Below are 11,773 nucleotides of genomic sequence, written 5' to 3'. Positions count from 1 at the left end.
CCCATTGCTGCTTGCTCCGAGGCTACTCATGACCCGCGAAGAATTCCTGCGCCTGGCTGCTGCCGGCTACAACCGCATTCCCCTGGCCTGCGAAACCCTGGCCGACTTCGACACCCCGCTGTCGATCTACCTGAAACTGGCTGACCAGGCCAACTCCTACCTGCTCGAGTCGGTTCAGGGCGGCGAGAAGTGGGGCCGTTATTCGATGATTGGCCTGCCATCGCGCACCGTGATGCGCGTGCATGGCTACCACGTGAGCATCCTGCAGGATGGCGAGCAGGTGGAAAGCCATGAGGTGGAAGACCCGCTGGCCTTCGTCGAAACCTTCAAGGACCGCTACAAAGTCGCTGACATCCCGGGCCTGCCACGCTTCAACGGCGGCCTGGTTGGCTACTTTGGCTATGACTGCGTGCGTTATGTGGAAAAGCGCCTGGGCGCCTGCCCCAACCCGGATCCGCTGGGTGTGCCAGACATTCTCCTGATGGTCTCGGATGCGGTGGTGGTGTTCGACAATTTGGCTGGCAAGATGCACGCCATCGTCTTGGTCGACCCCTCCGAAGAGCAGGCCTTCGAGCAAGGCCAAGCGCGCCTGCAAGGCCTCTTGGCCAAACTGCGTGAGCCGATCACTCCACGTCGCGGCCTGGACCTGAGCGGGCCAATGGCGGCCGAGCCTGCGTTCCGCTCAAGCTTTACCCAGGCTGACTACGAGCGTGCGGTCGACACCGTCAAGGAATACATCCTGGCCGGTGACTGCATGCAGGTAGTGCCGTCGCAGCGTATGTCGATCGACTTCAAGGCCGCGCCAATCGATCTGTACCGCGCGCTGCGCTGCTTCAACCCGACGCCTTACATGTACTTCTTCAACTTTGGCGACTTCCATGTGGTGGGCAGCTCGCCGGAGGTGCTGGTGCGGGTCGAAGATAACCTGGTCACGGTACGGCCGATCGCAGGGACCCGCCCGCGTGGTGCTACCGAAGAAGCGGACCGGGCGCTCGAGGAGGACCTGCTCAGTGATGATAAAGAGATCGCCGAACACCTGATGCTGATCGACCTGGGCCGCAACGATGTCGGTCGGGTGTCTTCGACAGGCAGCGTACGCCTGACCGAGAAGATGGTGATCGAGCGTTATTCCAACGTCATGCACATCGTTTCCAACGTGACCGGCCAGCTGCGTGAAGGCCTGACGGCGATGGATGCGCTGCGGGCCATTCTGCCGGCCGGAACTTTGTCGGGTGCGCCGAAGATTCGTGCGATGGAGATCATCGACGAGCTGGAGCCGGTCAAACGCGGCGTCTATGGTGGGGCGGTCGGCTACTTTGCCTGGAACGGCAACATGGACACCGCGATCGCTATCCGCACCGCGGTGATCAAGGATGGCGAGCTGCACGTGCAGGCCGGCGGCGGTATCGTGGCTGACTCGGTGCCGGCGCTGGAGTGGGAAGAGACCATCAACAAACGCCGCGCCATGTTCCGCGCGGTGGCCTTGGCCGAGCAAACCCCGCAAGGCTGATTATTTTGGGGCTGCACAGCAGCCCTTCGCGTCGGTTCGGCGCCGCCCTTCAGAGCGGCGCTATTCCTGTAGGAGCGGGCTTGCCCGCGAAGGGCTGCACAGCAGCCCCAACATCTCAAAAGTCCAGACTCACAGCCAGGCTCACCCCCTGCTGAGTCAACTCATCACTCTTGCGCCAGTTGTAGTTCCCACGCACATGCACCCCCGCTGTCAGCTCATGCGACAGTCCTAAGCTGGCCCGCGTCAGATTGTTCTGCGGGGTATAGCCGGTCAGGGTGAAGTCGTTCGCCGGCAGACTGGTCAAATGCATCGTCACATCTTGCTGGTCATCCTCGAACTCATGCTCGCGAGCGACTTCGGCAAACACGCGCGTCGAAGGCGCGAACTGGTAGCTGCCTTGCAACCCCGCCCCGAGCCGGCGCGAGGTGCGTTCCTGATCATCGAAGCCCAGCGCAGTCGAGCGACCACTGTTCTCGTCATAACCATCCACCTTGACCCGCGCATAGTCGGCGCTGATGAACGGCGCAAGCTGCCAGGCACTCGCCTCGGCTGCCAGGTTGTAGCCCAGGCGCCCGGTCACCGCCCAGGCCTCGCCATCGGTATCACCCTTTTCACTGCGGTCATTCACCCCCAGGGCAAACGTGCGCTTGAGGTCGCGGTAGTCCAGATGCCCGGCGCTCAGCGCCGCATCCGCCCACCAACGATTGGCCCGGTACTCGGCGAACACCGAGGCCAGGTAACTGTCGAGCTTGTAGTCCGAATCCTGTTCGCCGGCCTCCAGCTTCTGCCGATAGACCCCAGCGGCTACACCCAGGCGCCAAGCCTCGTCGAGCCGGTAGCTGCCGCCCACGGTCAGGTTATAGCCACGGCCATCGCCACTGGCGCTGCTGCGCTGGTCATCGAAGTCCAGATCCTGAGCGCCGGTGGCAACGATCGCCTGCCACTGACCGACCGCTTGCCAGGGCGTCTGCCATTGATTACGCAACTCGTCTTGATGGGCACGCAGGCTGGCGTGGGCCATTTCGGGTAGCAGGGTCAGCTCCCACGGTGCAGAGATGATCGAATAGGCGTAGTCGGCAATCAGTTGCTGACCGGCGATGGTCGGGTGTACGGCGTCGTTGAACAGCAGCTTGGTCGGATCCGGGCTGGCGCCGTTTTCGCCATAGACCGGGTTCTGGCAACTGCTGCCGCTATAGCAGCTGGCTACCAGGTTTTGATCTGTGGCCAAGCCAAATTGCGCTGGGTTGGCCAGCGCCTCGCTGAGCAGTACGGGGATGTTCAGCGGGATGATTTCGGCATCGATCTGGCTCAGCTGATTGACCAGTGCCTGATTGAATACGCCCGACAGCTGCGACAGTGGGCCTTGCTGGGGCGTGCCGCTGAAGTTTGGGGTTTGGCCTAGATCGGGCAACAGCCAGACCATGATGTAGCGAGCCCCTCCCTGTTGCAGGGCCTGGGCACTGGCGGCCAGGCGGGTGCCGGCTACGGCGGCCTCGGAGGGGCTGGTGACCAGCCCTTGGAGGAAGTCATTGCCGCCGCCGGTCAGGTAATACAAGGCATTTGGGTCGGCGCGCAGACCGTTGGCCAGATAGCCATCCCGTTCGCGCAGCACGAGCCCGGCACCCGGGTTGCCCGGCGGGATCACCGTTTTTGAGGTGTCTGTGATCGAGTCGAGGATCTGTTCAGTGGTGTAACCGCCCACCGCCCAGTTATTGCCATCGGGGCGAATGCCCAGCGAAGTCGAAGGGTTCAGGTCGTCGGGTGCGATCCCCAGCCTCCCGCCAAGGATCATCGGCGATACCGGTGCGTAGTTGCCGTTGGCATCGCGGTTGGTGAAGCGCATGCCGTTGGTGCCACCGGTGAGATCTGGGAACTGCCCGGCGTCACTGAGACTGTCGCCAAACACGATCAGCGTGGAGTAGGGCGAAGGCGCGGCGATTGCCTGGCTGCAGGCCAGGGCGAGCGAGCAGAGGGAGTACCGCAACAAGCGAGAAGTGCGCATGGTAGATGTCCTTTTCATTGTTTTTATCGACACAAGTGAATGACCTTAGCAAAACCAAGGGCATGCAGGGCTAGTCCATTCGTTTCCCCATATTTACCGGCATATTGCGCCCATCGCCCCGGTAAGCTACTGTGCCGGAACGTATGAACGAGACCTACCCCGTGTTGATCGTCAGCAAACTCTTGATGCGCGTTATCAAGGCTCACGCCCGTTGGCGTTGGCGCGCCTGACTTTATCTCCTGCCGGCCCGCCCGGCTCGCTCCTGTCTGCCTTCCTATTGCTTGATCCAGCGCCCTGTGCGCGATTGCCCGCGCCTGCGGGCGGCAGTGGAAGGCTCGAATCAAAAGTCAGTATTCAAGAGGTTTGCCCCAGATGTTACTGATGATCGACAACTATGACTCTTTCACCTACAACGTCGTTCAGTACCTCGGCGAGTTGGGTGCCGAGGTCAAGGTCATCCGCAATGACGAGATGACCATCGGCCAAATTGAAGCGCTCAAGCCTGAGCGCATCGTCGTCTCGCCAGGCCCATGCACCCCGAGCCAGGCCGGCGTGTCCATCGAAGCCATCCTGCATTTTGCCGGCAAGCTGCCGATCCTTGGCGTGTGCCTGGGCCATCAGTCGATTGGCCAGGCGTTCGGCGGCGATGTGGTGCGCGCTCGCCAGGTCATGCACGGCAAGACCAGCCCGGTGCATCACCGCGACCTGGGCGTGTTCGCTGGCCTTAACAATCCGCTGACCGTGACCCGCTATCACTCGCTGGTGGTCAAGCGTGAAACCCTGCCTGAGTGCCTGGAAGTCACCGCCTGGACTGCCCTTGAGGATGGTTCGGTGGATGAGATCATGGGCCTGCGCCACAAGACCTTGAACATCGAAGGGGTGCAGTTCCACCCCGAGTCGATTCTGACCGAGCAGGGCCACGAGCTGTTCGCCAACTTCCTCAAGCAGACCGGCGGCCGCCGCTAAGGATCGAACATGGATATCAAAAGCGCGCTGAGCCGCATCGTCGGTCATCTGGACCTTTCCACTGAGGAAATGAGCGACGTCATGCGCCAGATCATGACCGGCCAATGCAGCGAGGCGCAGATCGGTGCGTTCCTGATGGGCATGCGCATGAAGAGCGAGAGCATCGATGAGATCGTCGGTGCAGTGTCGGTAATGCGTGAGCTGGCCGAGAAGGTCGAGCTGCAAAGCCTCGATCAGGTGGTCGATATCGTCGGCACCGGTGGCGATGGCGCCAACATCTTCAACGTATCCACGGCTTCGTCGTTCGTGCTTGCCGCGGCCGGCTGCAAAGTGGCCAAGCACGGTAACCGCGCGGTTTCTGGCAAGAGCGGCAGCGCCGACCTGCTGGAAGCGGCCGGCATCTACCTGAACCTCACCCCGGTGCAGGTCGGCCGTTGCATCGACAGCCTGGGCATCGGCTTCATGTTTGCCCAGAGCCACCACAAGGCAATGAAGTATGCCGCAGGCCCGCGTCGCGAGCTGGGGCTGCGCACCCTGTTTAACATGCTCGGCCCGCTTACGAATCCGGCCGGTGTGAAACACCAGGTGGTCGGCGTGTTCACCCAGGCCCTGTGCCGACCGCTGGCCGAAGTGCTGCAGCGGATGGGCAGCAAGCATGTGCTGGTGGTGCACTCCAAGGATGGCCTGGACGAATTCAGCCTGGCGGCGCCGACCTTCGTTGCCGAACTGAAGAATGACCAGATCAGCGAATACTGGGTCGAGCCCGAAGACCTCGGCATGAAGAGCCAGAGCTTGCATGGCTTGGCCGTCGAAGACCCGCAGGCCTCTTACGAGCTGATCAAAGATGCCTTGGGTCGGCGCAAGACCGAGAATGGCCAGAAAGCCGCTGAGATGATTGTGCTCAATGCTGGCGCTGCGCTGTACGCCGCCGATCACGCGATGACCTTGGCCCAGGGCGTAGAACTGGCCCATGACGTACTGCACACCGGCCTTGCCTGGGAAAAACTTCAGGAGCTGGGCGCCTTCACCGCCGTATTCAAGCAGGAGAACGAAGCATGAGCGTGCCGACCGTGCTGGAAAAGATCCTCGCCCGTAAGGTCGAGGAAGTCGCCGAGCGTAGTGCCCGGGTCAGCCTGGCAGAGCTCGAGCGCCTGGCGAAAGCGGCCGATGCCCCGCGTGGCTTTGCCAATGCGTTGATCGAGCAGGCCAAGCGCAAGCAGCCAGCGGTGATTGCCGAGATCAAGAAAGCGTCGCCGAGCAAGGGTGTGATCCGCGAAAACTTCGTGCCTGCAGAAATCGCCGTCAGCTACGAGAAGGGCGGGGCGACCTGCCTGTCGGTGCTGACTGACGTCGATTACTTCCAGGGAGCCGATGCTTACCTGCAGCAGGCACGTGCTGCTTGCCGCCTGCCGGTGATTCGCAAGGACTTCCTCATCGATCCCTACCAGGTGGTCGAAGCCCGTGCCTTGGGCGCTGACTGTGTATTGCTGATCGTCTCCGCGCTGGATGACGTGCGCATGGCCGAATTGGCCGCAGTGGCCAAGGATGTCGGCCTCGATGTACTGGTCGAAGTGCATGATGGTGACGAACTCGAGCGCGCGCTGAACACCCTCGACACTCCTTTGGTGGGGGTCAACAACCGTAACCTGCACACCTTCGAAGTCAGCCTGGAGACCACGCTCGACCTGCTTCCGCGCATCCCTCGCGATCGTCTGGCGATCACCGAGAGCGGTATCTTCAATCGCGCTGATGTCGAGCTGATGGAAATCAACGAGGTGTATTCGTTCCTGGTCGGTGAAGCGTTCATGCGCGCCGAGCATCCCGGGCATGAGCTGCAGCGGTTGTTCTTCCCACAGCGACCGGTACAGAACACGGTTCAGGCGCTGGACTGATCGCATCGCAAGCCGGCTAACGCCGGCTTGTTTGTTTTGACCGCTATGGCCTCTTCAGCAAAGGTGAATTGATGACCGACCAACCTCTGGCGTTGACCGTCGAACAAGGATTGCACGCCGAGCAGGAGTTGCTGGCAGCGGTGTGCCGTGGTGAGCGCGATGCTGGCGTGCTGTTCTGGCGACCGACCGACCACGCGCTGGTTATGCCGCGGCGCATGAGCCGGTTGGAAAACTTCGAGGCGGCCTGCGCCGAGCTGGCGATTGCCGGTTGGCCGGTGCTATTGCGTGAAACGGGCGGTGAGCCAGTGCCGCAGTCGCATGCGACGGTGAACGTGGCGTTGGTCTACGTAGCGCCGCGCAGCGAAGGCGATCATGGCCGTATCGAAAATGCTTACGAGCGTCTATGCCTGCCATTGTGCGATGTGCTGCGCGAGTGGGGTGGAGTGGCTTCGGTCGGCGAGATCGACGGCGCCTTCTGCGATGGGCGCTACAACGTCAATCTCAATGGTCGCAAGCTGGTCGGCACGGCCCAGCGCTGGCGCCAGGGCTTGGGCGGCAAGCGCCCGGTGGTGCTGGTGCACGGGGCGCTGCTGCTGGACAACGAGTGCGAGTCAATGGTGGCGGCGGTCAACCGCTTCAATGAATGCTGTGATATCGACCAGCGTTGCCGGGCCGATAGCCATATCGCCCTGCACGAAGTGGCGCCCGCCGTGCCATGGTTCGAGCGTCTGTCCCAGGCCTATGCGCAGGTGATCGCGCAACTGCCCAAAGATTAACGGGTGCCGTAGACCACCATGGTCTTGCCCTTGACCTGAACCAGGCTGCGTTCTTCGAGATCCTTGAGGACGCGGCCGACCATCTCCCGCGAACAACCGACAATCCGGCCGATCTCCTGGCGGGTGATCTTGATCTGCATGCCATCAGGGTGGGTCATGGCATCGGGCTGCTTGCACAGGTCGAGCAGGCAGCGGGCAACCCGGCCGGTGACATCGAAGAACGCCAGGTCGCCGACCTTGCGCGTGGTATTGCGCAGGCGCTGGGCCATCTGGCTGCCCAGGGCATAGAGAATATCCGGGTCCTGGCGCGCCACTTCGCGGAACTTGTCGTAGCTGATCTCGGCGACTTCGCATTCGGTCTTGGCCCGAACCCAGGCGCTGCGCTGCTGCTCTTTGCCAGTGGGCTCGAACAGGCCCAGTTCACCGAAGAAATCACCATCGTTGAGGTAGGCGATGATCATCTCGTGGCCGTTGTCGTCTTCGATCAGGATGGTGACCGAGCCCTTGATGATGAACGACAGTGTTTCAGCCCGGTCACCGGCACAGATGATGTTGCTCTTGGCGGTGAAACGGCGGCGCTGGCAGTGCACCAGCAGCTTGTCGATGTTCTTGATCTTGGCGGAAAGGGCGGAGACGACCATCACGAAATCCTGTTCGATGTAACGCAGAGGCTTTTTATAAAGGGTGCCTGGCACTATGCGCCAGTCATTTGGCGCCAGCTTATCAGACACTGCGCCAGTGATTGGTACAAATGCGCCGCGTGTTGAGCTTTTCCGACAGCGCTACAGGGCTTAAGCTGACACCCTTTTCAGAATCTAGGGAGTCCAGCAACATGAAGGCACGCATCCAATGGGCCGGCGAAGCGATGTTCCTCGGCGAGTCGGGCAGCGGCCATGTGGTGGTCATGGACGGTCCGCCCGAGGCCGGTGGCCGCAACCTGGGCGTGCGCCCCATGGAAATGCTCCTGCTGGGCCTAGGTGGCTGCAGCAACTTTGACGTGGTCAGCATCCTGAAGAAGTCGCGCCAGGCCGTGGAAAGCTGCGAAGCCTTCCTGGAGGCTGAGCGTGCCAGTGAAGACCCCAAGGTGTTCACCAAGATCCACCTGAACTTCGTGGTCAAAGGCCGTGCGCTGAAGGAGGCGCAGGTCAAGCGGGCGGTGGAGTTGTCCGCAGAGAAGTACTGCTCGGCTTCGATCATGCTCGGTCGGGCCGGGGTGGAAATCACCCACAGCTATGAGATCGTCGAACTCGGCTGATTCGTTCAAGGCCCCACAACAGGGCCAGTCCGGGCGCCAGTGCCAACAACAGGCTGGGTAAGTTCACGGCCAATAGCCCGAAGATTTCCGCGTTGCTCCAGGTACTGCCGAAGGCTTCGGCAAACAGCTGGCACTGCAGCAGCGCGGTCGTCGTCGCAGCTAGCAGGTAGGCGCCGATGAGTAATCCGGGCCTGCGGAAAAAACAGCCAAGCAGGACGAATAGCAATTGCCCGGGGACGCAGAACAGCAACAGCTCGCGCCCGCTGTTGCTGTCAGGTTCGATGAGGCCGGGCAGTTCGAAGGCGAATGCCGATTGCCTGACACTGGCCGTCATCAGGCAGACGAACAGGTACGCCACCAGCACCAACCCTAGGCTTTGCAGCAAGCGCACGCGGAGCCTGCGCAACGTCAACGGCGTAGCCCTGGAAGCAACTGCAGCAAGCTACTGGGCAGTTGAGCGCGCAGGCGCTTACTCAATGCTTGGCGATGCTGCTGGTAGAGTACGCCCAATCCGATCACGCCCAGGCCAATCAAAGTGAGCACCAGCGGGAACAACAGCGACTCGGCAAACACCTCATACGACAGGTAGCCCAGATACGCTGCCACGCCCATCGCGCCAAATACCATGAATACGGGGCGGCGCAGCAGCAGCGCCACTGCCATCAGGCCAAGGTTGATCAGGCAATACAGCGCTTTGCCCAACTCGCTGCCGCTGTCCATCAGGGTCAAGCCTCCCCAGAATGCCGCCAGCCCCGCCAGGTAACCCCAGAAGGCGTAATCTCTGCGAGTGCGTCCATCGATCACAAGAAAGACCAGCAGCAGGGCCAGGCCGAACCATAGCGAGACAATCCGCCGTTGCTCCCAACTGAATGGCGAGCCATAGAACCACTCGCTCAGGTCCATCGACATGAACCATAGCGCCAGGGCAATCGGCATGACGATGAAAGGGAAGGGGATCAGGCGCAGCATCAGCAGGCCGGCGACAACGGTGGCCGCTTCCATCAGCAGCCAGCCGCCCTGCACGTAGGTGTAATACTGGTGGTAATCGGTTTGCGCATCGTCCAGTGGCCACCAACCGAGCAGGCGCTCGATGGCGAACACCGCAAGTGGCACGATGCTGACCGCAACCGCGCCGAGCACACCGCCGGCGATCGGCTGGTCACGGCGCTGCAGGCCAACCGCGAAGAGGGTCAGCAGGGTGATATAGAGAACAGCGATCATCAGCAGGGCCCAGTCGCCAACCCGCATCCACGCTTCGGTCAGCAGCCAGCCCATCGCGCCCATGATCAGCAGGGCGCCAAAATAGAACGCGACGTGGGCCAGCTGGAAACTGCCACGGCTTTGCGGCTGTTGCTGCAAAAAGCTCAGCAGCGCTTGAGCCTGGCCCGGCTGGAGAATGCCAGCGTGTTCGGCCTTTGCCAGATCCTTGGCATCGAAACGTTCCGTCATGGCCGTGTCCCTAGATGCGGTAAGTGCTCTTGGTCATCACTTTAGCCATCAGGCTCATGCCAAAGCGCACCGGTGCGGGGAAGCGATAACCGCCCGCTTCCAGCGCGGATTCAGCATGGTGCTCTTCATCGACACGCATCTGTTCAAGAATCGCGCGGGATTTTTCGTCCTCGCTCGGCAGTTGCTCGAGGTGTTCGTCCAGATGCTTGCACACCTGATGCTCGGTGGCGGCAACAAAGCCCAGGCTGACTTTGTCACTGACCAGGCCGGCTAGCGCGCCGATGCCGAACGACATGCCATAGAACAGCGGGTTGAGCACACTGGGATGGCTGCCCAATTGGCGAATGCGTTGTTCGCACCAGGCCAAATGGTCGATCTCTTCCTCGGCGGCATGCTCCATGGCCTTGCGCACTTGCGGCAGCTTGGCGGTCAGGGCTTGGCCTTGGTACAGCGCCTGGGCGCACACTTCACCGGTATGGTTGATGCGCATCAGGCCGGCGATGTGCCGGGTTTGGGTTTCGTCCAGCTCGGCGTCCGGTTGGACGATGGCCGGGGAAGGGCGGGAAGGTTGGCCGCTGAAGGGCAGCAAGGTGCGCATGGCGGTATCGGCCTGCAGCAACAAGCGGTCGAGCGGCGAATAGTGACGTTCGGTAGCCATCGGGCACCTCCGCAAGAGTGATGCCCGACAGTTTACCGCAATCCCCTGACCGGGGCTTGCCTTGGATCAGCCCGGTGGCCAGTGCATCTGGCGTTGGCCGAGCACGTGCATGTGAATATGGTAGACCGTCTGGCCGCCCAGTTCGTTGCAGTTCATGACCACCCGGAAACCCTCCGCGCAGCCCAATTCCTTAGCCAGGCGCTGGGCGGTGAAGAGGATGTGGCCGGCCAGGCCTTTGTCTTCTTCGGTCAGGTCGTTGAGGGTACGAATGGGCTTTTTCGGGATGACCAGAAAATGCACCGGCGCCTGTGGGGCGATATCGTGGAAGGCCAGAACCTGGTCGTCCTCGTAGATGATCTTGGCCGGGATTTCCCGGTTGATGATCTTGGTGAAGAGAGTCTCCACAGCACTTGCTCCATGGTGAGGGTCCGGGCCGAGTGTACTCAGCGCGGCGTCGCTCGCCCAGTGCTATTGCGCTTCGAGCGGGCTGTAGCGGCGATTGATGATGCCGGCCAGCTTGCGTGCCAACCAGCGCGGCAGCACCCGTGGCAGCCTGGCCAGCCAGCGATTGCGCCGACCGGGCATGATCAGCGCGCGGTTTTTATCCAGCGCGCGCACCGTGTAGAGCGCGACTTCTTCGGCGCTCAGGCAGCGCTTGCCTGTTTCCAGGCGGGGAATGTGCCGCCTGGATGAGCGGACCGGGCCTGGGCAGAGGACCGAGACTTTGATCCCGGTACGCCCCAGCTCTTCGCGCAGTGCTTCGGAAAAGCTCAGCACATACGCCTTGCTGGCGGCATAGCAAGCCATCCACGGGCCGGGAGCGGCACTGGCCAATGAGGCAACGTTGAGGATCTGCCCGCCGCCCTGTACCGCCATCAGGTTGCCGATGGCATGGCACAGCCGGGTCAGGGCCAGGATGTTGACCTCCAGCAGGTCCTGCTCGTCGGCCCATTCATGGGCGAGGAACGGGCCGTAGGTACGTTGGCCTGCGCAGTTCACCAGCAGGTCGATGCGCCGTTCGCCTTCTTCAAGCTCCAGGACGAAGCCAGACAGACGCAGGGGCTGGCTGAGGTCGCAGGCGCGCAGCAGCACCTCGACGCCAAAGCGCTGGGTCAGCTCGATGGCCAGCGGTTCCAGGGTTTCTCGATGGCGTGCCACCAGGATCAGGTTGCGCCCGCGCCGTGCCAGGGCTTCCGCCAGGGCCAGGCCCAAGCCGCTGGAAGCTCCGGTGATCATGGCGTAACGGGTCATGCAGGGCTCCTGGG

At 62.0% G+C, this 11,773-nt stretch carries 13 protein-coding genes; 6 read left to right on the top strand and 7 right to left on the bottom strand.

Going from position 1 to position 11,773, the window contains the following annotated elements; genetic code table 11:
* Positions 1 to 28 precede the first annotated feature (28 nt).
* Positions 29 to 1,510, top strand: a complete 1,482-nt coding sequence (gene trpE, locus HU737_RS20280) for an anthranilate synthase component I (RefSeq protein ID WP_186552665.1) — start codon at positions 29 to 31, stop codon at positions 1,508 to 1,510.
* 115 nt (positions 1,511 to 1,625) lie between these two features.
* Here trpE and estP read toward each other — a convergent pair whose 3' ends face one another.
* Complete coding sequence (gene estP / locus HU737_RS20275) at positions 1,626 to 3,512, bottom strand: esterase EstP (RefSeq protein WP_186552664.1); 1,887 nt, start codon at positions 3,510 to 3,512, stop codon at positions 1,626 to 1,628.
* 372 nt (positions 3,513 to 3,884) lie between these two features.
* Here estP and HU737_RS20270 point away from each other — a divergent pair, with 372 nt between their 5' ends.
* From HU737_RS20270 to HU737_RS20255, 4 genes are all read left to right on the top strand, one after another.
* Positions 3,885 to 4,478, top strand: a complete 594-nt coding sequence (locus HU737_RS20270; protein WP_186552663.1) for an aminodeoxychorismate/anthranilate synthase component II — start codon at positions 3,885 to 3,887, stop codon at positions 4,476 to 4,478.
* Positions 4,479 to 4,487: 9 nt separating this feature from the next.
* A complete protein-coding gene (gene trpD, locus HU737_RS20265; RefSeq protein ID WP_186552662.1) occupies positions 4,488 to 5,537 on the top strand; it encodes an anthranilate phosphoribosyltransferase in 1,050 nt (349 codons plus the stop codon).
* On the top strand, positions 5,534 to 6,370 hold the full coding sequence (trpC, locus tag HU737_RS20260) for an indole-3-glycerol phosphate synthase TrpC (RefSeq protein ID WP_186552661.1): 837 nt from the start codon (positions 5,534 to 5,536) through the stop codon (positions 6,368 to 6,370). Before trpD ends, trpC begins: the two co-directional genes overlap by 4 nt.
* Before the next feature lie 71 nt (positions 6,371 to 6,441).
* Positions 6,442 to 7,146 carry a lipoate--protein ligase family protein gene (locus HU737_RS20255; protein WP_186552660.1) on the top strand — a complete coding sequence of 235 codons (705 nt, stop codon included), beginning with the start codon at positions 6,442 to 6,444 and terminating at the stop codon, positions 7,144 to 7,146.
* Here the strand turns inward: HU737_RS20255 and crp are convergent.
* Positions 7,143 to 7,787, bottom strand: coding sequence for a cAMP-activated global transcriptional regulator CRP (gene crp, locus HU737_RS20250; RefSeq protein WP_186552659.1), 645 nt, complete (start codon positions 7,785 to 7,787; stop codon positions 7,143 to 7,145). The genes HU737_RS20255 and crp overlap by 4 nt on opposite strands.
* 191 nt (positions 7,788 to 7,978) lie before the next feature.
* On the opposite strand from crp, the gene HU737_RS20245 reads away from it, so the two are divergent.
* Positions 7,979 to 8,401 carry an OsmC family protein gene (locus tag HU737_RS20245; protein ID WP_186552658.1) on the top strand — a complete coding sequence of 141 codons (423 nt, stop codon included), beginning with the start codon at positions 7,979 to 7,981 and terminating at the stop codon, positions 8,399 to 8,401.
* Here the strand turns inward: HU737_RS20245 and HU737_RS20240 are convergent.
* The 5 genes from HU737_RS20240 to HU737_RS20220 all read right to left on the bottom strand — a co-directional run bounded on the left by HU737_RS20240 (position 8,367) and on the right by HU737_RS20220 (position 11,759).
* Positions 8,367 to 8,792, bottom strand: a complete 426-nt coding sequence (locus HU737_RS20240; RefSeq protein ID WP_312151590.1) for a hypothetical protein — start codon at positions 8,790 to 8,792, stop codon at positions 8,367 to 8,369. The genes HU737_RS20245 and HU737_RS20240 overlap by 35 nt on opposite strands.
* Positions 8,793 to 8,809: 17 nt before the next feature.
* Positions 8,810 to 9,850, bottom strand: coding sequence for a DUF2157 domain-containing protein (locus HU737_RS20235; RefSeq protein WP_186552657.1), 1,041 nt, complete (start codon positions 9,848 to 9,850; stop codon positions 8,810 to 8,812).
* Positions 9,851 to 9,860: 10 nt separating this feature from the next.
* Entirely contained in the window at positions 9,861 to 10,508 is a 648-nt protein-coding gene (gene coq7, locus HU737_RS20230) for a 2-polyprenyl-3-methyl-6-methoxy-1,4-benzoquinone monooxygenase (protein WP_186552656.1), read from the bottom strand.
* Positions 10,509 to 10,574: 66 nt separating this feature from the next.
* On the bottom strand, positions 10,575 to 10,913 hold the full coding sequence (locus HU737_RS20225; protein WP_186552655.1) for a histidine triad nucleotide-binding protein: 339 nt from the start codon (positions 10,911 to 10,913) through the stop codon (positions 10,575 to 10,577).
* Between the two features lie 63 nt (positions 10,914 to 10,976).
* Positions 10,977 to 11,759 (bottom strand): SDR family NAD(P)-dependent oxidoreductase, encoded by a 783-nt coding sequence (locus HU737_RS20220; protein WP_186552654.1) that lies wholly within the window; start codon positions 11,757 to 11,759, stop codon positions 10,977 to 10,979.
* Between the last annotated feature and the right edge of the window lie 14 nt (positions 11,760 to 11,773).

It is taken from the genome of Pseudomonas urmiensis (genome assembly GCF_014268815.2).
Lineage (GTDB): Bacteria > Pseudomonadota > Gammaproteobacteria > Pseudomonadales > Pseudomonadaceae > Aquipseudomonas > Aquipseudomonas urmiensis.
This window is presented reverse-complemented; position numbering and strand designations above follow the sequence as displayed.